Genomic DNA, 21,189 nt, shown 5'->3' with positions numbered 1-21,189 from the left:
CCCTCCTGATCGAGGGTATATACAGACTCCAATCAAGTCCCCACCCTCGAAATTTTTTAATAATTAAAAAAATTTCGGGGTGGGAATCGAACCCACTAGAACCAGTTACCTGGTGGCGCACCATTTGCCTTCCCATTACAAGTCAACAAACATAAAAAGTCAACGTGTGATGTTTATGCTTTTGTGAAATTCACATGCTTCTAAACGTATCATACTAAAAAAAATAAAAAAGAAAATAGGTAAAATGTTAATTTTTTTAAATAATATTTTACCATCTATCATGGTGAAAATAGGCTTTGCTAGGTAGTGAAAGGGATGGTGGCTCCATAGCACTAAATCGGCGTCTTTTCCTGCTTCGATACTGCCGATTCGATGATCAATACGGAGATTCCGAGCAGCAGCAATCGTGATGCCTTCTAATGCTTTTTGTTCTTCGAGTCCTTCACGTACGGCAATGGATGCACAAATATTTAAGTACTGAATAGGTGTATAAGGGTGGTCTGTTGTAATGGAAACTTCTACTCCTTCATTGCAAAGAGCTTGATAGGTTTTCCACGTTTTATTCTTAAGTTCAATCTTTGAGCGGCGTGTTAAAGTTGGTCCTACGCTCACTTTTAAATTTCTTCCACCCAGCTCTTTAGCAATTAAATGGCCTTCTGTACAGTGTTCAATACGAACGTCTAAATGAAATTCATCTGCTAAGCGCAGGGCTGATAGAATATCGTCCGCTCGGTGAGCATGAATTCGAACGGGAATCTCTCTATTCAGTGCTTGAATGAGCGGTTTGATGCGCAAATCATTTTTATTGTCACTGCTTTTTGCATGATAAAAGGCTTCTCGCAACATCCCCATAATACCCATTCGTGTAATCGATTCTTTATTACCATGGCTGTGAATTCGTTTTGGATTTTCTCCTAGCGCAATCTTAAGTCCAGCTGTCTCTTGAATCAACATTTGAGAAATGCTTGTTCCGGCTGTTTTAATAACGGACGTTGTACCTCCGATCACATTTGCACTTCCAGGCATAATGTGTACAGACGTAATACCCGCTTCAATGGCATCTTTAAACCCAGGATCTAAAGGATGTACACTGTCAAAAGCTCGGATATGTGGAGTCATAGGTTCAATGGTTTCGTTAGCATCATTCCCGGCCCAGCCGGTTCCTTCATCATATAATCCTAGATGTGTATGAACATCAATAAATCCAGGGAATAAATAACGCTGTTTGCAGTCAATGACTTCTACTCGAAGAGGTGGCTGCAAGTTTGGCCCAATTAAAACAATTTTTCCATCTTGAATGAGCACATCACTATTATAAATAGGCTTTGACGTAATAGGATAGAGCGTTGCATTTTTCAAGAGAATGGTTTTCATAAAGTTACTCCTATCTATCGGCAGCTTAGTCACCTGTTTTAGGGAAATAACAGAAAATAACTAGAGTAAATCTCGCAATGCATCTTCTAATACAGTATATGTAAAAATGTAATTCTGTTGAATCAATTTTTCAGGTAAAACGCGCTGTCCCTTTAAAATAATCATACTCATTTCTCCCATCAGCAGCTGAAGGCCAAAGCTAGGTACGGGCATCCAGTGAGGACGATTCAATACTTTTCCAATCGTCTTTCCAAACTCTTTCATTTGAATGGGGTTGGGGGCCGTTACATTAACAGATCCCTCTATTTGTTCGGTATGAATACAATAATCAATGATCTTCACGACGTCTTGAAGATGTACCCAAGACATCCACTGTTCTCCGGAACCGACTGTTCCTCCTGCAAATAATTTATAGGGAAGGGCCGTAGAAGGAAGTGCTCCGCCATCTTTTCCTAATATAACGCCGAATCTTGTTAAGACAGTACGAATATTGAGTTCCATAGCTTTTAGGGCCTCGTTTTCCCACTTTTTTACCGTTTCAGCTAAAAAGTCTGTGCCGGTGGATGGAGAAGCTTCTGTGAACGTTTCTTTCGTTGATGTTCCGTAATAACCAACGGCGCTTGCATTTACGTAAAGTGACGGCTTTGCGGGTAAGGCAGCCATAATGCGAAGGATTTCTTGAGTAGAAGAAAGGCGACTTTCCACGATGGCTTTTTTGCGCTCGTCCGTCCAGCGGCCGCTGTTAAGTGAAACGCCAGCTAAATTGATAAAAACGTCTGCTCCTTCTACATGCTCTTCAGGTTGGCTGTTTTCTTGCATCCACTCTACATATTTAAGTTTCGGATCTCTTGCAGCTTTGTCTGCATTGCGTGTTAAAATATATACATAATGTTTTTGTGTTAAAAAATGTTTTGTTAAAGCTTTACCTACGAATCCAGTTCCTCCAGCAATAACAATTTTCATACGAACTTCCTCCTTTATTGAGATAAATAAAAATGTGTATGATACGTTTGGCGGTTCTTCAGCCATCAATTTAAATAAGAAATATGAGGTGAAGGTGTATGCCTGTTGTCACAAAGATCACAACGCAAAAGAATAGCGGTGAACGTTATAATGTGTATTTAGATTACGGTAAAGGTGAAGAGTTTGGCTTTGGCGTTGACGAAAATGTCCTCATCAAATATGACTTAAAAAAAGGTCGTGAGCTTGATGAATTTGAATTAACGGAAATTCAGTACGCAGATGATGAGAAAAAAGCTTATAATTTAGCGATCACTTACTTATCTTATCGAATGCGCTCTGAAAAAGAGGTACATGATTATTTAAAGAAAAAAGAAATTAACTCTACTATTATTCAACAAGTTATTCAGAAATTAGTCAGCCACCGTTATTTAAATGATGAAGAGTTTGCAAAAGCATTTGTGTTAACTCAGATGAACACGACATCAAAAGGACCAAATGTGATTCAAAGAGAATTGAAAGAAAAGGGGATTTCTGATTCCATTATTACCCTTAGTTTATGTGAATACCCTGAAGAACAGCAAATTCAAACTGCTGTGAAATTAATTGAAAAATTAAAAGGGAAATACAAGAAATTATCTCAAGTAATGATGAAACAAAAAATGGAACAAGCGTTGGCAGTGAAGGGCTATTCGTTTCCTGTTATTCAAGAAGCATTTCAGCGAACGGATACAGAAAAAGAAAGTGATGAGGTTTGGGAAGCTCTGCAATATCAAGGAATGAAAGCTCATCGTCGTTTTTCAAAATATGAAGGCTGGGAATATCAGCAAAAAATGAAGCAGGCTCTTTATAGAAAAGGATTCTCCATTGATCAAATTCAATCATTTCTAGACTCTATTGAAGAGGAGTAGAGGTGGAGGAAAAAGTACGTTAGTTGAAGGGAAATCCGAACGGTGAATCGAGATTCTTGATGGAGAATCCAACTCGTTCGGATTTTTTCATGGTTAACGTTAACGTAGGTTTCACTCTTTCTTTAAAACAAAATGTCTTCTGAGTCATTCTGCTGTTTATAAATAATCTCAGCAATTTCTGAAGCCGAGCGCAAGCGGCTTTTATCTTTAATATGGTTGTTGTGATCCCAAAAAGGAGTATTCATGCCTCCCATATAAGCCGCAATCACATGAAGGTTGGTATCTTGGTATTCCACTTTTAAACTTTCTGTAAATCCCCTTACGCCAAATTTGCTTGCCACATAGACGCTTTCATTGGCTTTTCCGCGAAGTCCTGCAGTTGAAATGATATTTATAACTTTAGGATCAGGTCTCGTCAAGAGATGAGGCATAAGCGCTTGCGTTAAAAAAATAGTTCCTTTTACATTTGTATCGATGACTTCATCGATTGCTTGTTTTGTATAATCTGTCAAAGGACCAAAATGTCCAATGCCTGCATTGTTGATAAGGATATCTACTGAATGCTGCATCAGCAGTTTTTCTACAGATTTTCCTACTTCTTCATGCTGTGTAATATCTACAGACATCGTATATACGTTGTCTCCCAGCTCATGCTGCGCCTCAGTTAATTTCTGTTGATTGCGTCCAGCTAGAATGACGTTGTAGTCTTTTGCGTAAAGTTTTGCGAGTTCTTTTCCAAGACCCGTCGCACCGCCCGTGATTAATACTGTTTTCATTCCCAAAACTCCCTTTTCATAGTCTCCCTTTAGTTATACCTTTTGTTATAATAAAATGAAAGCAACCAAGGGGGAAAACAGCATGTCTGAAAAACGTTACAGTGATATGACGACGTATGAACTTCAACAAGAAATTGGGTCTCTTCAAGAAAAAGCACGAAAAGCTGAACAGCTTGGCATGGTCAATGAGTATGCAGTATTAGAAAGAAAAGTAACAATGGCTAGATCGTATTTATTGGATCCTGAAACGTTTAAAGCAGGGGAAGTATATGAAATTCAAGGAGATCCGGGTTCATATTTTAAAATTGATTATATGAACGGAGTTTTTGCGTGGGGGTTTAGACTTGGCTCACCGCAAAACGAAGAGGCATTGCCTATTTCCATGTTGAAAAAATAAAGGGACGAACAAGCAGCACGAAGTGTGCTGCTTGTTTGATTTCTATATTCATTTTATTTTTAAACAAATAAACAAAGCAAGCGGTTATTCTTCGCGCTCATTAGAAGCATGCATACGTTCTTGAGGGTGCGTGTTAATTGTTCCATTTGCACGTTTTGAAGCGTATTCAGCTTTTGCTCGAGGTTCGCCTTCAAACTTAGTATGATGTTGGTTTGGAAAATCTTTTGCTTTATTGCGCATCGATACCTCTCCTTTTACAACAGAAAGCGTTGCGGTTATGATATAGTACATGAGGGAGTGAATAACTCCGCATTTATAGTGTAAGTTAAAAGTGCAAACATACTCATAAAGAATTTTGGTAATCGAGGTGTTCTTATGAACGATATATTTGAAAGATTAACGAATCAGCTATTAAATAAAAACAGTTCGCTCTCATACGCTCAAGCGCGCACGTGGGTTGAACTTTTCTGGGAAGATTTTGAGTCGTCTTACGCAAAAGCAGGATATGATTATAAAGGGAAAGAAGCGACGGAAAAGGTTGTTACGATGTACATCAACAGCTACGGCGACAAACTTCATGAAATCGCGGTTAAAAACCCTAAATATCAGCATTTATTAAATAACGATGACTATTTAAAACATTAAATAAAAACGAACCGTCTTCTCAAGACGGTTCGTTTTTGGGTTTCATATTTGTTCTTGTTATGATTAGTGCGGGAGGTAATCAAGCTTTTTACGCAATTTTTTCTCACTGAAAATCCAACCAGTGTACGAACAAATAATATTTAAGTCGTAATCAAGCTGGACTACGGCTACAAATGGATAGTAATCTTTGCTGCGGTAGCGTAAATCAATAAAGCGCACTTCAATATGGTCGTTGTATTCGTCCAGTTCCCATCTGTAAATAGGTGAAAAGGAAAGAAAAGCAGATAAGTTTTCATCTTTTTTCGCTACTTCGATTACGGCCGATTCAGGAATTGGAACTTTATCAAACGTATCATAAATGAAAATTTCTTCTCCGATTGCTCTTCCTACATGAAAATACTTTTCGGTCGTCACGGCTAAGTGCCAGTGAGTGAAACGCATTGTGGGGGAGATATTGAGCTTGATTACATCAGGAAACTGTTTTCGAAGCTTTTTGGCGATTTGATGGCGCATATAAAAGCGCAGTCCATAGTAAAACGCCAATAACACATACAGCGTAATAAATGTTGGTCCTGGCTCTGCTCCAATAAACCAAATTAAAATCGCAAGTACGTGAGCTGAGAAAATCACGTAATCAAACGTGTTGATTACGCCAAGCGCAATCCATTTATTTGTGAAAGGCCGTAAAGCCTGCGTCCCATAAGCGTTAAAGATATCAACAAAAACGTGAATAATGACGCCTGCAAAGGTCCACATCCATAGATGCAGCAAGTTAGCTCCTGGCAGCAGAAGCGAAAGAATGAGCACGATAAGCAAAGGCCATAAAATAACAGCTGGGATAGAATGTGTAATTCCACGGTGATTGCGGATATACTGTGCATTGTTTCGCAGCTTTAAAACAGTGTCTAAATCAGGTGCTAATGACCCGGCCATTACGCCAATCATCACAGCATCCATTGTGGCTGTATTCGCAGATACAGTGGGGTCTAATGTTGCAAGGCCGCCCAGAGCGATTCCCATTGCAATGTGTGTACCAGTATCCAGAGCGAACTCCTCCTTTGTAAGATGACGATCTTAGATTATTCTAATTCAACATGAAAGCTTGATTTAAAGCAAAAAATCTTGTTTTATTATTAACGCAGCAAATTGGCTGTTTTTATTCATTATTTGAACAATTCATTTTACTATTCATATTTGTAGTTGTTATAAGGTTATCATAAAGTTACTAAGATTCAAAAAGCAACACATTGTATATGTATAGTTAATACCTCGGAGGCTATGACGTGAAACAAAGTAAAGATATTGTACAAAATTTTGATATTCGAGCATTTCAAAATGACTTAATCTCTTGGTTTGAACAGGAACAGCGCATTTTACCTTGGCGTCAAGATCAGGACCCTTACAAGGTGTGGGTATCTGAAATTATGCTTCAACAAACAAGAGTAGATACGGTTATTCCTTATTTTAATAATTTTATTAGCAAATTTCCCACTATCAAAGACTTAGCTTATGCGAATGAAGATGATGTGTTAAAAGCGTGGGAAGGATTAGGCTATTATTCCCGCGCCCGTAATTTGCAAACCGCGGTTCGAGAAGTCCACGAACAATACGGGGGAGAAGTTCCAAATACGCCAGCAGAAATCTCCAAACTAAAAGGAGTGGGTCCTTATACAACAGGGGCCATTTTAAGTATTGCATACGGAGTGCCGCAGCCTGCTGTAGATGGAAATGTCATGCGTGTGCTATCGCGCATTTTATCCGTTTGGGATGATATTGCAAAACCGAAAACAAGAAAGCTGTTTGAAGAAATCGTGCATGAAATTATTTCAAAAGATAATCCTTCTTATTTCAATCAAGGCATGATGGAGCTGGGTGCCATTGTCTGTACACCAACTTCTCCTTCCTGTTTGTTATGTCCAGTTCGCGAACATTGCCGCGCTTTTGAAGAAGGGGTGCAAAATGAGCTTCCTGTTAAATCAAAGAAAAAAGCGCCGCGTGCTCTTCAGCTTGCTGCAGCGGTGGTTAAAGACGGTGAAGGAAATTATCTGATTCATAAGCGTCCAAGCAAAGGACTTTTAGCTAACCTATGGGAATTTCCAAATATAGAAGTAGATCTTAGTATAGCGCCAGATCATCAGCAGCTTCAGGCATTTATTCAAAATGAGTACGGAGCTGATATTAAAATTAATGCGCCGTTTACCACAATTCAGCACGTGTTTTCTCATATCGTCTGGAACGTCACAGTATATGAGGCAGAGCTTGTAAGTGATATCAGTGCATTAAAAAATTTGAAAGTGGTTTCTGAAAAAGATTTAGAACAATATGCATTTCCTGTTTCCCATCAAAAAATCTTAAAAGAATATTTACTTGTTAAATAAAAGAAGCGTGGATAAACTCCGCGCTTCTTTTATTTAATCATATGAAACATGTGTGCCGTGTGTATAATCTGCTTCGTGGCGCTGTAACCCGCCCCGTGCTTCAATTTCTTTAATAATTTGCTGATGAATACTTTGTCCTTCAGCATTTAAATACGGCGTCATTTGCTGTAAAGAGTGATGGAAAAACGCAAGCTCGCTGTCTTTCCACTCGCTTTTAGAAATCATTGAAAGAGCCGTCATGTCTCTACCTACATACATTCTATTCACCTCGTTCATTTTATCAAGTTTTATCTATTTTCCCTATATTACTTGTTTCTTATGCGATAAAATCAGTACAATGTAAAGATAATATGATACATAAGGGAGATGACATCATGTCACAAAAGGTAGCACTAGTTACGGGAAGCAGCAGAGGTATTGGTAAAGAGATTGCCTTACGTCTGGCTAAAGAAGGATACGATATTGTATTAAACTATGCACGAAGCAAAAGTGCAGCGCAGGAAGTAGCGGAAGAAATCAAAGCATTAGGCAGAGAAGCATTAGTTGTTAAAGCAAACGTAGGAAAAGTAGAAAAAATTAAAGAAATGTTTGAACAAATTGATGAAGCATTCGGTCGCTTAGACGTATTTGTAAGTAATGCGGCTTCAGGGGTTTTACGTCCTATTATGGAATTAGAAGAAACTCACTGGAATTGGACAATGGACATCAATAGTAAAGGGTATTTATTCTGTGCACAAGAAGCGGCTAAACGTATGGAAAAAGTAGGCGGAGGAAAGATTGTTACCATCAGTTCGCTTGGTTCTATTCGCTATTTAGAAAATTATACAACAGTAGGCGTGTCAAAAGCTGCTGTAGAAGCATTGACCCGCTATTTAGCAGTGGAGCTTGCTCCAAAGAATATTGTGGTAAATGCTGTATCTGGAGGTGCTGTGGATACAGAAGCATTAAAGCATTTCCCAAATCGTGATGAACTGTTAGATGATGCGCGCAAACATACTCCAGCTGGTCGTATGGTGGAGCCAAAAGACATGGTAGATGCAGTAATGTTCTTAGTCTCCGATCAAGCAAATATGATTTGCGGCCAAACGCTTATTATTGACGGAGGGCGTTCACTTTTAATGTAAGGTAAATGTATTTTGTGCTTGCGCTTTAAAATACTGAAAAAAGTTTGCATACCCTATTTACCTCCCGGGCATATTAATTTTCGTGGAGGTGATTACAATGGCAAAACAAACAAACAAAACAGCATCTGGTACAAGCACACAACACGTGAAAAACCAAAATGCTCAAGCATCTAAAAACAACTTCGGTACTGAATTTGGTAGCGAAACAAATGTACAAGAAGTGAAACAACAAAATGCTCAAGCAGCGGCAAACAAAAGCCAAAATGCTCAAGCATCTAAAAACAACTTCGGTACTGAATTTGCTAGCGAAACAAGTGCTCAAGAAGTGAGACAACAAAATGCACAAGCTGAAGCAAAGAAAAACCAAAACTCTGGTAAATACCAAGGTTAATATCAAAAGCGAACTTAACGTCTTTCATACGGCGATGTTAAGTTCGCTTTTTCTTATATAAAAAGCAACAAAGTATGACAAAACTTCTTGAAACTTTACACAGCTCGTCAAAGGAATCTGGATCACCTAAACAGAATGTTAACAGAAGTGCCGCGTGTATGGTTAAAGCAAATAGGGAGGAGCTATCGTATGAAAAAATTTGATCAGCTAGTGACTCAACAATTGGAGACCATGGATCAACTTCTGTTTTTGCAGTCTGAGATTGAGCGCTGTCAGGAAATTGAAGGTGAACTAATAAAACTTCATGAAGAAGCAAAACTTCATTCTGTGCAGGATGAAATTAGTGAAATGAAGCTAAAATTAAAAGAGATTCAATTGACGTTTGAAGCACAAACCGAAGACATTATTCGTACATATAAAAGTGAAGGGGCTTGCTCTACACTTGCTTAATGAACATTGATGGGTCACTTCCTCTCTTTTTTAAGGCTGTCAAGCAAAGGAAAAGTAGGGGAAGTGACTTTTTTGAAATCAAGAAGGTTAGCACATTTGTGTTAAAATGAGAGAGAAACCGTTATAATAAACATAAGACAAATGGAGACGTTATATGAATTTTTTTAAGTGCTAAAATGAAAGTAGGTATTGGAGATGGGAATTCCGGTGGAAGGAGAAACAATTCAAATACACAGCTACAAGCATAATGGACATATTCATCGCGTGTGGGATCGGACAACCGTATTAAAAGCAACCAATAACTTAGTGATTGGAGGAAATGATCGCACGGTCGTTACAGAATCAGATGGACGAACATGGGTCACAAGAGAGCCTGCAATTTGTTATTTTCATGCTCAGCAGTGGTTTAACGTCATTGGGATGATCCGTGAAGATGGAATTTATTATTACTGCAATATCAGTTCGCCGTTCATTTATGATGACAATGAAGCGCTCAAATATATTGATTATGATTTAGATATCAAAGTCTACCCAGATATGACATACACCCTTCTTGATGAAGATGAATATGAGAAGCATCGAAAAGAAATGAATTATCCAGAAGTGATTGACCGTATTTTACATAATCACGTAGAGGAGTTAAAAGGTTGGATTCGACAGCGAAAAGGCCCGTTTGCTCCAGATTTCATTGACATTTGGTATGAGCGCTTTTTAACATATCGGCATTCTTGATGAATGATCTAGAGAACATTATGTTAGGCCGTCTAAAGCTGACTGTTTGATATAATGTTCTTTTTGGCGTTATGCTCACCATCTTTTAGAAGAGATAAAAGCACTAAAAAATCGACGCGTGTACATATACTAAGAAAGCTTGCCCTCATAGATAGAAAGGGGAGATTTTATGGGAAGTATAAGACGCTACATGAAGTTTGTACAGCCATATAAATGGCAAATTGTCGGCACTGTATTAATTGGTATTATTAAATTTGCTATTCCTTTATTAATTCCGCTGCTTTTGAAATATGTTTTGGACGATATCGTAAATGGACATGGCATGTCTTCCGCTGAAAAAGTTCATAAAATGGTGACGATTATGGGAATTTCGTTTGTTATATTTTTAGTGTTAAGGCCTCCCATTGAATATTACAGGCAGTATTATGCTCAGTGGGTATCGAGCAAAGTATTATATGATATTCGGGATCAGCTGTTTAGCCATATTCAAAAGCTTAGCTTACGTTACTATGCAAATACTCGAGCGGGTGAAGTGATTTCACGAGTCATCAATGATGTAGAGCAAACAAAAAACTTTGTTATCACAGGCTTAATGAATGTATGGCTTGATATGATGACGATTGTAATAGCCATTGTGATTATGTTTACGATGAATGTACCTTTAACACTAGTATCGATTATTTTGCTGCCGGTTTATGCGTTCTCTGTAAAATATTTTTACAGCCGTCTGCGCCATTTAACCAGAGTCCGTTCGCAGGCTTTAGCGGAAGTGCAGGGTCACTTACATGAAAGAGTTCAAGGAATCTCTGTTATTCGCAGCTTTGCTATTGAGCCTCATGAGCAGAAACAATTTGATAAGCAAAATTCAAATTTTCTACAAAAAGCAATCAATCATACGAATTGGAATGCAAAAACATTTGCAGTAGTGAATACTATTACCGATTTGGCACCTTTAATCGTGATTACATTTGCTGGATATCAAGTCATCACAGAAAGTCTTAGCGTAGGAACGATGGTAGCATTTGTTGCCTACATTGACCGCTTGTATAATCCGCTTCGCCGCTTGGTCAATTCATCGACTACGCTCACGCAGTCTGTTGCATCTATGGACCGGGTGTTTGAGTTCATTGATGAAGAATACGATATTACAGACAAAAAAGATGCAAAAGAATGCACTGAGCTTCATGGAAAAGTTCAGTTTGAGCACGTTTCATTTGCTTATGAAGAAGAAGAAAAACCTGTGATTCATGATATTAATTTAGATGTAGAAAAAGGAAAATCCGTTGCGTTTGTTGGAATGAGCGGAGGAGGGAAATCCACGCTTATCAGCTTAATTCCGCGCTTTTACGATGTGACAGAGGGGAAAATTCTCATTGATGACATTGATATCAAAACCTATAAAGTACGCAGCCTGCGAGATAAGATTGGAATTGTTCTGCAGGATACGGTGTTGTTTAGTGACACGGTTAAAAATAATATACTGCTTGGAAAGCCAGGAGCGACAGATGAAGAAGTAATCGCTGCGGCAAAAGCCGCAAATGCACACGATTTTATTATGAATTTGCCTGAAGGATATGATACAAAAGTGGGAGAGCGGGGAATGAAGCTATCGGGGGGACAGAAGCAGCGCATTTCCATTTCGCGCGTATTTTTAAAAAATCCAGCTATTCTTATTTTTGATGAAGCCACTTCAGCGCTAGATTTGGAAAGTGAGCACTATATTCAAGAAGCATTAGCTGAACTGGCAAAAGACCGTACGACCTTCATTGTAGCCCATCGTTTATCTACAATTACTCATGTGGATGAAATTGTACTTTTAGAAAATGGAAGAGTAGTCGAACGGGGTTCTCATGAGGAGTTAATTAAGAAAAAAGGTCATTACTATCAGCTCTTTAACGTTCAGCAGCTTGATACAATTTAAAAACACCACCTATTGTCTAACAATAGGTGGCGTTTTTAATCTTCTTGTCGCTGATGATTAATATCAAATGAGTTATCATCTTTGTGATAGTTTTGGAACGTATCAATCAGCTTATCAAGATGTTCTAACTCTTCACTATACTCAATAATGACAGAAATTAAAGGAAAGATATGATAAATAACCTTATTCTCTTCATCATTATCGTATATTTTATACTGCATAAATTTATCGATTAAAGCTCGTTTTCCAACGCAGGCTTCGTTTGGTACAGTAGTGGTTGGCTGTACGCGTAATTTCCCAATGAATTTTAATAATACTTGCTCATGATACATTAACAAGCACTCAACTTCAGATTTGATTAAATCTTGAAATTGCTGCGGCATGACTTGAAGATCATTTTCTACTCGGTGAAGTAGTTTCAAGGTTGTAAGAGCTTGTGTTGTTACGGTAATCATTTGACGAAATAAAACGAGCTTGCGTGACTTAACAAAACGTTTTTTGGTTGAATAGGTGCGTTCTTCTTTGTAAAAATCAAAGATTTGATTCATTTTAGCCACATTGTCTTTCATTTTTTCAATGTCTTCTTTTAACAATGTGTGCTCAGATGCGTGATAAAGGTTCATGCGAATCCATTTAATAATTTCTTCCGTTGTGCTTACAATTTTATAATACAATCTTGTTTCATACTTTGGCGGAATAAAAATAAGATTGACAATAAATGCTGAGAATACCCCAAGTAACACTGTACCAAAGCGTATAAGCGCATATTCAACGAAATTATCTCCTGGATTTTCCATGATTGCAATTACTGTCACAAGCGCAAGCCCAATTGTATTATTAATACGTAATTTTAAGTTGACTGCGATGACAACAACAGCGGTAAAACCAATAATGATGGGATGGGTACCAAAAATAAGTCCAAAACAAACTGCAGAAGCAGCTCCAATCACATTCGCCTGTATTTGCTCCAATATTGTTAAATAAGATCTGTAAATAGACGGTTGAATTGCAAAAACTGCCGCAATTGCCGCAAATATTGGAGATGGTAAACTTAGAAATTCACCTAATAACAATGAAAGTGTAATGGCAATTCCCGTTTTTAAGATGCGGGCACCAAGTTTCATGTGCGTTCGTAGTTCCTTTCTGTAGAAAAGTTTTTTCGTTATGAAGAATGTTCCCCAAAACAAATGATAAATTGCAAAAATCAATCCTTCTTTATTACATAACCTGTTGGAAATAATATAAACAATAACATACTATACAAGGTTTAAGAATGGATATCAAGAGAAAACAAGCAGAAAAATAAGGGTATTTCTCGGGATTTTTCGACAGGCTGACAAAAAGGAGATGACGCGTAAGAAATGGTTATGAAAGGTGGGAATGTTCTATAAGGAAACCCAAAGGTAAAACGAAAAAGAGGTCGAGATATAACGAAATAAATCCAATCAACTGCTAGAAAGACCTACATACATGAAACCTACGTTTACCCTAACAAAAAAACGAACCACTAATCAAACATCCTGATCAATGGTTCGTTTTTCACTTCGTTTAAAATCCTTTTATCTCAGCCTCTTTAGAATAAAAATTAGCGTTCTTCACTTAATTGTTTAAATGCTTTTTCCACTGCTTCTAATGTGTCGGTAATATCTTGTTCTGTATGAGCTGTAGTAAGGAACCATGCTTCATACTTCGAAGGAGCTAAATTGACACCTTGGTGGAGCATTAGTTTAAAGAAGCGTGCGAATAATTCGCCGTCTGTATTTTCTGCTTGTTCATAGTTTTTAACCGTTTCTGTTGTAAAGTAGAGAGTAAGAGCGCCTTTTAATCGATTGATCGTAATAGGCATGTTATATGTACGAGCATGTTTTAAAATACCTTCTTCGAGCATCGCCCCTAGCTTATCCAGCTGTTCATAAACGCCTTCTTGCTTTAGTACTTCCAGGCAAGCAATCCCAGAAAGAATAGAAGCTGGGTTTCCTGCCATTGTACCTGCTTGATAAGCGGGTCCAAGCGGCGCCACTTTTTCCATGATTTCTTTTTTACCGCCGTAGGCTCCGATTGGAAGACCGCCGCCGATGATTTTTCCAAAGGCAGTCAGATCAGGTTTTACACCAAGTAAATCTTGAGCTCCGCCGTACATAAAGCGAAACGCTGTAATAACTTCATCATAAATAACAAGTGCTCCAGCTTCGTGAGTTAATTCGTTGACTTGTTCTAAAAAGCCAGGTTCCGGCTCAACAATTCCAAAGTTTCCAACGATTGGTTCTACTAAAACAGCCGCAATCTGATCGCCCCATTTTTCTAATGCTTCCTTGTAAGGCTCAATATCGTTAAAAGGAACTGTGATGACTTCATTAGCGATACTTTTTGGTACACCTGCAGAATCAGGAGTTCCGAGTGTAGAAGGGCCAGATCCAGCTGCCACCAATACAAGGTCGGAATGGCCGTGATAGCAACCTGCAAATTTAATAATTTTATCGCGTCCAGTATAAGCGCGTGCTACACGGATCGTTGTCATAACTGCTTCTGTTCCAGAGTTGACGAAGCGCACTTTATCCAATGCGGGCATCGCTTCTTTGAGCATTTTAGCAAATGTGACTTCATGAGCAGTTGGAGTACCGTAAAGAACACCCGTTTCAGCTGCTTTTGTAATAGCTTTCGTGATATGAGGATGAGCGTGTCCTGTAATAATAGGACCGTAAGCTGCTAAATAGTCAATATATTTATTTCCATCGACGTCCCAGAAATAAGCTCCGCTTGCCTTTTCCATTGCAACAGGTGCTCCGCCTCCCACGGCTTTATATGAACGTGAAGGGCTGTTAACGCCGCCTACAATATGTTCGAGCGCTTCAGCGTGTAATTGTTCTGATTTTGTAAATTGCATGTTATGCCTCCTAATAAAAAGTTCAACTTCTTTATTCTATCAAACTTATTTGTTTCTTGAAAAACATTCGAGAACGTGTATGATAGAAATTTGTGAGCTAACTGCTAGAAAATAGTTCCTCGTTTCTTGGAGGAGTTGCTAGCAAGGGCGCCGGAAACAATAAAAGAAACCACTAATACGTCGACGTAACGGAGGGAATACGATGAAAAATGCTATTGAGGTGAATCAACTTCGGAAAGAATTTAAAGCTTATTCTAGCCGCTCTGGCCTTAAAGGGGCATTCCGGGATTTATTTACCCGTAATTATAGAGTCATGAAAGCTGTGAACGATATTTCGTTTACCGTAAAACAAGGGGAAATGGTAGGTTATATAGGAGAAAACGGAGCGGGGAAATCGACCACAATCAAAATGCTGACAGGAATCTTAACTCCTACTTCAGGCGAGATTACCGTAAATGGAATGAACCCTCATAAAGAAAGGGAGAAGTTTGCCCAAACGATTGGAGTTGTTTTTGGTCAACGCTCTCAGCTGTGGTGGGATATTGCCGTACAAGAATCTTTCCGCTTGTTAAAAAAAGTATACAAAGTGTCAGATGAAGATTATAACGCTCATATGGAGCACGTTATTCAAACTTTAGATATTGGACCGCTGCTAGATAAGCCGGTGCGAAAGCTTTCTCTAGGTCAAAGAATGCGCTGTGAGCTGGCTGCTGCTCTTATTCATAATCCGCCGCTTCTATTTCTAGATGAACCGACGATCGGTTTAGATGTACTAGTTAAATTAAAAATCCGCCAATTTTTAAAAGAAATTAATGAAAAGTATAATACGACAATTTTACTTACGACACATGATTTAGCAGATATTGAAGCTTTATGTGAACGCGTTGTAATGCTGGATGAAGGCAGTATTATTTATGACGGATCACTGCAAAAGCTGCGTTCGAATTGGGGAGACCTTAAACAAGTTACGTTTGAATTTGGAACAGCTCCAAATCAAGAGCAGTTGAAGCTATTGACGCAAGGGATGCCTGTTAACTGGATTGAAGGTGATCAAAAATATTTGTGGACAGCGCAGCTTCAAAATAAAGGAGACTTAATGTCACAGCTGATTGCTAAAGTGGTGGCAAAACATGAAATCAGTGATATTAACATTGAAGAAATTTCAACGGAAGAAATCATCCGCAACATTTATGAAGAAGGTGTTGTGAATGGATAAATATATAGAGATGATACGCATTCGCTTTTTAATGATGCTGGCGTATCGGACGAATTATTACAGCGGAATATTGATTTATGCGATTAATATTGGTGCTTACTACTTTTTATGGTCCGCTATTTATGGAGGAAAAGAGAATATTCAAGGGTTATCCATTACCCAGATGACAACGTATGTAGCAGTTTCATGGATGGCAAGAGCCTTTTATTTTAATAACATTGACCGTGAAATGGCAATGGAAATTAAAGATGGCAAAGTGGCAGTAGAGTTAATTAAGCCTTATAGCTACCTTGGTATGAAAACAATGCAAGGACTGGGAGAAGGGATTTTTCGGTTGCTGTTTTTCTCAGTGCCAGGTATGATTATTGTCGCGTTTTTATTTCCAGTACAGTTCTCAGCAAATGCAGCAACATGGCTTTATTTTGGACTGTCTTTAATTTTTAGTTTCATTATTAATACACAAATTAATTTATTAACGGGTATTACGACTTTCTTTCTCTTTAACAATGATGGGCTCATTCGAGCAAAGCGAGTGGTTATTGATTTGTTTTCAGGACTTCTTTTGCCCATCAGTTTCTATCCTTTCTGGGCGCAACATATTATGAGCTATTTCCCTTTTCAGGCCATTAGTTATATTCCGAGCATGATTTTCACAAATGGATTTAAAGGGCAGGAAATAATAAATGCTCTTATCACACAAGCAGTTTGGTCAGGACTTCTATTTATCCCTATTGCATGTTTGTGGAACATAGCGAAGAAAAAAATGGTTATTCAAGGAGGGTAGTCTATGAAAATGTTTTATTTTTCGATTTTCTTTCAGTACATTAGTCAATATATGAAAACCAGGCTTCAGTATCGCACCGACATGGTAGTTGAAATCATTTCAGACTTATTGTTTCAAACAGTTAATTTGATTTTTATTTTAGTTGTATTTGGACATACTCAGTCGCTGCACGGATGGTCACGAGAGGAAATTATCTTTATTTATGGTTTCTTTTTGGTCCCTTTTGCTATTTTTTCGTCTTTCTTTAATATTTGGGATTTCAACGAGCGGTACATTGTTAAAGGAGAAATGGACCGAATCTTAACGCGGCCGATTCACAGTTTGTTTCAAGTTATTTTAGAGCGGATGGAACTAGAATCATTGTTTGGTGGTATCACAGGAATTGCAGTAATGGCTTACGCTGCGTCTTCTTTACATCTTCATTTCCAGTGGTATGATGTTTTTATTTTTCTATTGTTTATTTTAGGAGGAGCGCTTGTATACGCAGGAATTTTCATCGCCTTAGCAAGCATAGGCTTCTGGTCGGATGCCAGAACTTCTATTATGCCTACTATTTATAATATTGGAAATTACGGAAGGTATCCTGTAGATATTTATAATAATGTCATCCGATATGTTTTAACGTGGATTCTTCCATTTGCATTTGTAGGCGTATATCCAGCTGCTTATTTCTTAGGAAGGTCAGAATGGTACGGATATGCATTTTTAACCCCAGTTATGGGAATCGTCTTTTTTGTAATCTCTATTTTCTTATGGAATACAGGTGTCAAAAAATACAGAGGAGCAGGCAATTAAATGCCTGCTCTTTTTCGTGGCTTCGGAGTAGTAATGAATGGACAAGAACGTGCGTATAGTGGTAGTAGAGTACAAGTTAAAGGAGTAGAATGATGGTTATTTTTCTAATCCTCGTTATCATTGTTTTTGTGATTGGTAGTATGAAGTTTCTCTTTGAAAAAGAACTTGGAGAATTTCATTTTTTCTCAATTGGTCATTTCTTTGTCTTGTTTTATTCATATATCACAGTTTTATTGGGATTTAGCCTTATTTATACAGTGTGTGAGATGGGGAGCATTCCAGTGTTAAGCGGAGGGTTTGAACATGAAGGTCATTATTTTTATACGCTGTTTAACAGCATGTATTTCAGCGCAGCGACGTTATTTTCAGTAGGATACGGAGATATGTATCCGGTTGGAGTTGGGAAATTATTTGCAACTTTTGAAGCGTTTATCGGCTATATTATGCCTGCAATCTTTGTGATGCGAACTGTTACCCGCACTTAAACTTGTCATCTTATCTAATATTGGGTACGCTATTCAGAGAAAATGAAAAGCGTAAAGGAGAAGATAAATATGACAGCTGTAGTTGGAGAAAAAGCACCCGATTTTGTATTGATGTCTACAAATGGAGAACAAGTATCACTAGCGTCGATGAAAGGAAAAAACGTTGTGCTGTATTTTTATCCGAAAGATATGACGCCAGGCTGTACAACAGAAGCCTGTGATTTCAGAGATCAGCATGAAAATTTTGAAGAGCTAGATGCGGTGATTCTAGGAGTGAGCCCGGATCCAATCGACAAACACCATAAGTTTATTGATAAGCACGGCCTTCCGTTCTTACTTTTAGTTGACGAAGATCACAGCGTAGCTGAAGAGTATGGAGTATGGAAACTGAAAAAAAACTTTGGAAAAGAATATATGGGCATTGAACGCTCTACTTTTATCATTAATAAAGAAGGAACGCTCGTAAAAGAGTATCGCAAGGTTCGAGTAAAAGGGCATGTGGAAGAAGCTTTATCATTTATTAAAGAAAAAATGGCATAAAAACAGGCAGATAACTAGAGCAGTTTTAGTCTTTGAACATACAATATCAGTGTAGGGCATACCTCCTCAGATGTTAATATATTTAAAAGTGTGGGTTGATTTCCACACTTCTTTTTTTGCATAAAATATATGAATAGTTTTTACTTATTACATAAAATAGGAATAGGCATCAAGTTGACAAAACGTGGGTAAAACATGTAGACTAATTATAAGAATTATAAAGTAATAATACTTACAGAAGAGGGGTGCATGACGTGTCAAATCATTTACAAGAAGCCCTTGAAACGTTAAAAGGTACTGGCGTTCGTATTACACCACAACGTCATGCTATTTTAGAGTATTTAATCAATTCCATGACACACCCAACAGCAGATGACATTTATAAAGCGCTGGAAGGTAAGTTTCCAAATATGAGTGTAGCAACCGTTTACAATAATTTAAGAGTATTTCGCGAAGTAGGTATTGTAAAGGAACTAACATACGGTGATGCATCAAGCCGGTTTGATTATGTTACAACAGAGCATTATCATGTGATTTGCGAAAGCTGCGGAAAAATTGTGGATTTTCATTATCCTGGTTTAGACGAAGTAGAAAAGCTGGCTGCTCATATTACAGACTTTGATATTAGTCACCACCGAATGGAAATTTACGGAACGTGTCCTGATTGTACGGCTAAAAAAGCGCATTAATAAGCTGATAGTAGTGATACTATCAGCTTTCTTTTTGTTTTTTTCTATTATACTTTTCATCGAATTGTTTTCCTTCAAGAGACCGATCAAGCGTAAGCGGCTCGTTGCAATACATACACATATCTACACGCCCTAGCATTTTGGTTTGCTTTCGACATGTAGGGCAGGTTACTTGAACCGCTTTTGTAGAAAGCATGCCAATCCAGAAATAAACGCCGGTACTAGCTACGATGCACAGCAACCCCAGAAGCATAAAAATAGTCATTAGCCAAACTGAAGACCGAAAGAAAATTCCCCCATACATAACAATGAAACCAACAAAGATCAGGCTGAGTGCAAACGTGCGAATCTTGTTAATTTTATTTGAATACTTTATCCCCATCAGTATCCCCCCTGTTACCAATATATCATAGAGTGAGACAGTGAATGGTGATAAAAATTGAATCTTCGGAAAATTATCTTTGGTTTTTGAGCTTTCTGAATGATTTCCATAATTCTGAGTGGGATATCCGTTATACATCGTATATAATAAAAAAGAAATCTTAGTCCATAGCCTTTAAAATTTTGAAAAATATTTGTCTATTACAGTTAGGAGAGCTCAAAATGGAAGATGTTTTACGGCCAATATATCAAGAAAGAGCTAGCAATAAAGACACACTAGGTATTTTACTGATTGAAAAAAAGAAATCAGAATCTCCAGTGACGGATAATTTGGATGCTATCTTATTTATTGTGACCAAAACCACAGAAACTTCTCTTTTTATTAAACAATACGAATATGAAAATGAGCGTGCGGCACTTTATATGGCTTCTGAACAGCAAATGAGTGAATGGATTATGAATGGGACGAACCGCCGTATTATTGATTGGATCTTAAATGGTAAAGTGCTATTTGATCGAAACGAATATATGGAAAACTTAAAGAACCGCTTAATTGATTTCCCTAGAGAAGATCGGACAAAGAGAATAGGTGTCGAGTTTGCTAAGTTGATTCGCCGATTTAAAGAAGGAAAAGACTTTTATGCGTCTAATCATTATTTAGATGCATTCAATCATGTCATTCATGCTCTTCATCATTTAGCACGACTGTCTGTGTTGGAAAATGGATTTCACCCAGAAGTAACAGTATGGAACCAAGTGAAAAAAATAGAACCTGAAATTCATCGTCTTTATGAAGAGCTAATTATTAGCCAAGAAGAGGTTAGCAAGCGTTTAGAGCTGCTTTTCTTAGCAAGTGAATTTCTAGTAAATAAAAAAACTGAATTGGGTGCAAAGCATCTTGTTCATATTATGAAAAGTGAAAAGCAGGAATGGACGTTTAATGAACTTGTTCATCATCCCGAAATACGCCCTTATGCTATTGATTTAGGAATACTCCTTGAGTTTTTAATTGAAAAAGATATCATCATGGTAAGAAAAGTAGAAACCAAAGGAAAGAGTTTGTACCATAGACACTATGTGGCGAAATGATAGAGAGATAAAGGGTATCTGATACGGTATGGTTATCACGTATAGATACCCTGACATATGACTTTATAGCCTAGATGAAAGGTTTTTCTAAAAAAACACGATTTATTTTAAAAAATCTATTGACGCTTTGAAAAATCCGTGGTAAATTTATATACGTCGCTGATGAGCGATACTAAATTTATCAAAAACTTGAAAAAACTTCTTAAAAAAGTTGTTGACAAGAAAGAGATAAGCTGGTAAGATTAAAAAGTCGCTTAAGAGCGGCGG

Annotated in this window: 25 protein-coding genes; 16 read left to right on the top strand and 9 right to left on the bottom strand. The window is 37.8% G+C overall.

Going from position 1 to position 21,189, the window contains the following annotated elements; all coding sequences use genetic code 11:
* Positions 1 to 159: 159 nt before the first annotated feature.
* On the bottom strand, positions 160 to 1,374 hold the full coding sequence (locus tag N178_RS09700; RefSeq protein WP_237758433.1) for an amidohydrolase: 1,215 nt from the start codon (positions 1,372 to 1,374) through the stop codon (positions 160 to 162).
* A gap of 60 nt (positions 1,375 to 1,434) precedes the next feature.
* Complete coding sequence (locus N178_RS09695) at positions 1,435 to 2,337, bottom strand: TIGR01777 family oxidoreductase (RefSeq protein WP_045291967.1); 903 nt, start codon at positions 2,335 to 2,337, stop codon at positions 1,435 to 1,437.
* A 98-nt stretch (positions 2,338 to 2,435) separates the two neighbouring features.
* Here N178_RS09695 and recX point away from each other — a divergent pair, with 98 nt between their 5' ends.
* Complete coding sequence (recX, locus tag N178_RS09690) at positions 2,436 to 3,245, top strand: recombination regulator RecX (RefSeq protein ID WP_045291966.1); 810 nt, start codon at positions 2,436 to 2,438, stop codon at positions 3,243 to 3,245.
* 122 nt (positions 3,246 to 3,367) lie between these two features.
* Here recX and N178_RS09685 read toward each other — a convergent pair whose 3' ends face one another.
* Complete coding sequence (locus N178_RS09685; RefSeq protein ID WP_045291965.1) at positions 3,368 to 4,021, bottom strand: SDR family NAD(P)-dependent oxidoreductase; 654 nt, start codon at positions 4,019 to 4,021, stop codon at positions 3,368 to 3,370.
* Between the two features lie 82 nt (positions 4,022 to 4,103).
* Here N178_RS09685 and N178_RS09680 point away from each other — a divergent pair, with 82 nt between their 5' ends.
* Positions 4,104 to 4,418, top strand: a complete 315-nt coding sequence (locus N178_RS09680) for a YfhH family protein (RefSeq protein ID WP_013055154.1) — start codon at positions 4,104 to 4,106, stop codon at positions 4,416 to 4,418.
* An 84-nt stretch (positions 4,419 to 4,502) separates the two neighbouring features.
* Here the strand turns inward: N178_RS09680 and N178_RS09675 are convergent, their stop codons facing one another.
* Entirely contained in the window at positions 4,503 to 4,658 is a 156-nt protein-coding gene (locus tag N178_RS09675) for a small, acid-soluble spore protein K (RefSeq protein ID WP_013055155.1), read from the bottom strand.
* Between the two features lie 135 nt (positions 4,659 to 4,793).
* Between N178_RS09675 and N178_RS09670 the strand changes: the two genes are divergently transcribed.
* Positions 4,794 to 5,063, top strand: coding sequence for a YfhJ family protein (locus tag N178_RS09670; protein WP_013055156.1), 270 nt, complete (start codon positions 4,794 to 4,796; stop codon positions 5,061 to 5,063).
* Positions 5,064 to 5,126: 63 nt separating this feature from the next.
* Here N178_RS09670 and N178_RS09665 read toward each other — a convergent pair whose 3' ends face one another.
* Positions 5,127 to 6,107, bottom strand: coding sequence for a metal-dependent hydrolase (locus N178_RS09665; protein WP_028410120.1), 981 nt, complete (start codon positions 6,105 to 6,107; stop codon positions 5,127 to 5,129).
* A 239-nt stretch (positions 6,108 to 6,346) separates the two neighbouring features.
* On the opposite strand from N178_RS09665, the gene mutY reads away from it, so the two are divergent.
* Positions 6,347 to 7,441, top strand: a complete 1,095-nt coding sequence (gene mutY, locus N178_RS09660) for an A/G-specific adenine glycosylase (protein ID WP_045291964.1) — start codon at positions 6,347 to 6,349, stop codon at positions 7,439 to 7,441.
* 33 nt (positions 7,442 to 7,474) lie between these two features.
* On the opposite strand, the gene N178_RS09655 is transcribed toward mutY, so the two are convergent.
* A complete protein-coding gene (locus N178_RS09655; protein WP_014461827.1) occupies positions 7,475 to 7,699 on the bottom strand; it encodes a hypothetical protein in 225 nt (74 codons plus the stop codon).
* Positions 7,700 to 7,815: 116 nt separating this feature from the next.
* Here N178_RS09655 and fabL point away from each other — a divergent pair, with 116 nt between their 5' ends.
* The 5 genes from fabL to N178_RS09630 all read left to right on the top strand — a co-directional run bounded on the left by fabL (position 7,816) and on the right by N178_RS09630 (position 12,059).
* Positions 7,816 to 8,565, top strand: a complete 750-nt coding sequence (gene fabL / locus N178_RS09650) for an enoyl-[acyl-carrier-protein] reductase FabL (protein ID WP_016762867.1) — start codon at positions 7,816 to 7,818, stop codon at positions 8,563 to 8,565.
* Between the two features lie 97 nt (positions 8,566 to 8,662).
* Positions 8,663 to 8,956: a gamma-type small acid-soluble spore protein gene (locus tag N178_RS09645; protein WP_045291963.1), complete on the top strand. Its 294-nt coding sequence runs from the start codon at positions 8,663 to 8,665 to the stop codon at positions 8,954 to 8,956.
* Positions 8,957 to 9,145: 189 nt separating this feature from the next.
* Positions 9,146 to 9,406, top strand: coding sequence for a YgaB family protein (locus tag N178_RS09640; protein WP_013081548.1), 261 nt, complete (start codon positions 9,146 to 9,148; stop codon positions 9,404 to 9,406).
* A gap of 195 nt (positions 9,407 to 9,601) precedes the next feature.
* Entirely contained in the window at positions 9,602 to 10,138 is a 537-nt protein-coding gene (ntdP, locus tag N178_RS09635; protein WP_013055163.1) for a nucleoside tri-diphosphate phosphatase, read from the top strand.
* 169 nt (positions 10,139 to 10,307) lie between these two features.
* Positions 10,308 to 12,059, top strand: a complete 1,752-nt coding sequence (locus N178_RS09630) for an ABC transporter ATP-binding protein (protein ID WP_045291962.1) — start codon at positions 10,308 to 10,310, stop codon at positions 12,057 to 12,059.
* A 35-nt stretch (positions 12,060 to 12,094) separates the two neighbouring features.
* Here N178_RS09630 and N178_RS09625 read toward each other — a convergent pair whose 3' ends face one another.
* Both N178_RS09625 and N178_RS09620 read right to left on the bottom strand, forming a co-directional pair.
* On the bottom strand, positions 12,095 to 13,183 hold the full coding sequence (locus N178_RS09625; RefSeq protein ID WP_045291961.1) for an FUSC family protein: 1,089 nt from the start codon (positions 13,181 to 13,183) through the stop codon (positions 12,095 to 12,097).
* Between the two features lie 461 nt (positions 13,184 to 13,644).
* Positions 13,645 to 14,943: a glutamate-1-semialdehyde 2,1-aminomutase gene (locus N178_RS09620; RefSeq protein WP_014461821.1), complete on the bottom strand. Its 1,299-nt coding sequence runs from the start codon at positions 14,941 to 14,943 to the stop codon at positions 13,645 to 13,647.
* Positions 14,944 to 15,145: 202 nt separating this feature from the next.
* Here N178_RS09620 and N178_RS09615 point away from each other — a divergent pair, with 202 nt between their 5' ends.
* From N178_RS09615 to perR, 6 genes are all read left to right on the top strand, one after another.
* Positions 15,146 to 16,159 (top strand): ABC transporter ATP-binding protein, encoded by a 1,014-nt coding sequence (locus tag N178_RS09615; protein WP_045291960.1) that lies wholly within the window; start codon positions 15,146 to 15,148, stop codon positions 16,157 to 16,159.
* Positions 16,152 to 16,943 (top strand): ABC transporter permease, encoded by a 792-nt coding sequence (locus N178_RS09610; RefSeq protein ID WP_045291959.1) that lies wholly within the window; start codon positions 16,152 to 16,154, stop codon positions 16,941 to 16,943. Before N178_RS09615 ends, N178_RS09610 begins: the two co-directional genes overlap by 8 nt.
* Positions 16,944 to 16,952: 9 nt before the next feature.
* On the top strand, positions 16,953 to 17,738 hold the full coding sequence (locus N178_RS09605) for an ABC transporter permease (protein ID WP_013055169.1): 786 nt from the start codon (positions 16,953 to 16,955) through the stop codon (positions 17,736 to 17,738).
* 92 nt (positions 17,739 to 17,830) lie between these two features.
* Positions 17,831 to 18,223: an ion channel gene (locus N178_RS09600; RefSeq protein WP_045291958.1), complete on the top strand. Its 393-nt coding sequence runs from the start codon at positions 17,831 to 17,833 to the stop codon at positions 18,221 to 18,223.
* Between the two features lie 69 nt (positions 18,224 to 18,292).
* Complete coding sequence (bcp, locus tag N178_RS09595; RefSeq protein WP_045291957.1) at positions 18,293 to 18,763, top strand: thioredoxin-dependent thiol peroxidase; 471 nt, start codon at positions 18,293 to 18,295, stop codon at positions 18,761 to 18,763.
* Positions 18,764 to 19,017: 254 nt separating this feature from the next.
* The gene (gene perR / locus N178_RS09590; protein ID WP_013055172.1) at positions 19,018 to 19,452 is read left to right on the top strand and encodes a peroxide-responsive transcriptional repressor PerR; all 435 of its coding nucleotides are present in this window, start codon (positions 19,018 to 19,020) and stop codon (positions 19,450 to 19,452) included.
* Between the two features lie 22 nt (positions 19,453 to 19,474).
* On the opposite strand, the gene N178_RS09585 is transcribed toward perR, so the two are convergent.
* Entirely contained in the window at positions 19,475 to 19,834 is a 360-nt protein-coding gene (locus N178_RS09585) for a YgzB family protein (protein WP_045291956.1), read from the bottom strand.
* Positions 19,835 to 20,055: 221 nt separating this feature from the next.
* Here N178_RS09585 and N178_RS09580 point away from each other — a divergent pair, with 221 nt between their 5' ends.
* Positions 20,056 to 20,922 carry a nucleotidyltransferase-like protein gene (locus tag N178_RS09580; RefSeq protein ID WP_045291955.1) on the top strand — a complete coding sequence of 289 codons (867 nt, stop codon included), beginning with the start codon at positions 20,056 to 20,058 and terminating at the stop codon, positions 20,920 to 20,922.
* Positions 20,923 to 21,189: the final 267 nt, after the last annotated feature.

Source organism: Priestia aryabhattai B8W22, from assembly GCF_000956595.1.
GTDB lineage: Bacteria > Bacillota > Bacilli > Bacillales > Bacillaceae_H > Priestia > Priestia aryabhattai.
This window is presented reverse-complemented; position numbering and strand designations above follow the sequence as displayed.

What these genes read in the sequence shown, in the direction of transcription:
- N178_RS09700 (WP_237758433.1), bottom strand. Translation starts at nt 1,374, where the DNA reads ATGAAAACCATTCTCTTGAAAAATGCAACGCTCTATCCTATTACGTCA.
- N178_RS09695 (WP_045291967.1), bottom strand. Translation starts at nt 2,337, where the DNA reads ATGAAAATTGTTATTGCTGGAGGAACTGGATTCGTAGGTAAAGCTTTA.
- recX (WP_045291966.1), top strand. Translation starts at nt 2,436, where the DNA reads ATGCCTGTTGTCACAAAGATCACAACGCAAAAGAATAGCGGTGAACGT.
- N178_RS09685 (WP_045291965.1), bottom strand. Translation starts at nt 4,021, where the DNA reads ATGAAAACAGTATTAATCACGGGCGGTGCGACGGGTCTTGGAAAAGAA.
- N178_RS09680 (WP_013055154.1), top strand. Translation starts at nt 4,104, where the DNA reads ATGTCTGAAAAACGTTACAGTGATATGACGACGTATGAACTTCAACAA.
- N178_RS09675 (WP_013055155.1), bottom strand. Translation starts at nt 4,658, where the DNA reads ATGCGCAATAAAGCAAAAGATTTTCCAAACCAACATCATACTAAGTTT.
- N178_RS09670 (WP_013055156.1), top strand. Translation starts at nt 4,794, where the DNA reads ATGAACGATATATTTGAAAGATTAACGAATCAGCTATTAAATAAAAAC.
- N178_RS09655 (WP_014461827.1), bottom strand. Translation starts at nt 7,699, where the DNA reads ATGTATGTAGGTAGAGACATGACGGCTCTTTCAATGATTTCTAAAAGC.
- fabL (WP_016762867.1), top strand. Translation starts at nt 7,816, where the DNA reads ATGTCACAAAAGGTAGCACTAGTTACGGGAAGCAGCAGAGGTATTGGT.
- N178_RS09645 (WP_045291963.1), top strand. Translation starts at nt 8,663, where the DNA reads ATGGCAAAACAAACAAACAAAACAGCATCTGGTACAAGCACACAACAC.
- N178_RS09640 (WP_013081548.1), top strand. Translation starts at nt 9,146, where the DNA reads ATGAAAAAATTTGATCAGCTAGTGACTCAACAATTGGAGACCATGGAT.
- ntdP (WP_013055163.1), top strand. Translation starts at nt 9,602, where the DNA reads ATGGGAATTCCGGTGGAAGGAGAAACAATTCAAATACACAGCTACAAG.
- N178_RS09630 (WP_045291962.1), top strand. Translation starts at nt 10,308, where the DNA reads ATGGGAAGTATAAGACGCTACATGAAGTTTGTACAGCCATATAAATGG.
- N178_RS09625 (WP_045291961.1), bottom strand. Translation starts at nt 13,183, where the DNA reads ATGAAACTTGGTGCCCGCATCTTAAAAACGGGAATTGCCATTACACTT.
- N178_RS09620 (WP_014461821.1), bottom strand. Translation starts at nt 14,943, where the DNA reads ATGCAATTTACAAAATCAGAACAATTACACGCTGAAGCGCTCGAACAT.
- N178_RS09615 (WP_045291960.1), top strand. Translation starts at nt 15,146, where the DNA reads ATGAAAAATGCTATTGAGGTGAATCAACTTCGGAAAGAATTTAAAGCT.
- N178_RS09610 (WP_045291959.1), top strand. Translation starts at nt 16,152, where the DNA reads ATGGATAAATATATAGAGATGATACGCATTCGCTTTTTAATGATGCTG.
- N178_RS09605 (WP_013055169.1), top strand. Translation starts at nt 16,953, where the DNA reads ATGTTTTATTTTTCGATTTTCTTTCAGTACATTAGTCAATATATGAAA.
- N178_RS09600 (WP_045291958.1), top strand. Translation starts at nt 17,831, where the DNA reads ATGGTTATTTTTCTAATCCTCGTTATCATTGTTTTTGTGATTGGTAGT.
- bcp (WP_045291957.1), top strand. Translation starts at nt 18,293, where the DNA reads ATGACAGCTGTAGTTGGAGAAAAAGCACCCGATTTTGTATTGATGTCT.
- N178_RS09585 (WP_045291956.1), bottom strand. Translation starts at nt 19,834, where the DNA reads ATGGGGATAAAGTATTCAAATAAAATTAACAAGATTCGCACGTTTGCA.
- N178_RS09580 (WP_045291955.1), top strand. Translation starts at nt 20,056, where the DNA reads ATGGAAGATGTTTTACGGCCAATATATCAAGAAAGAGCTAGCAATAAA.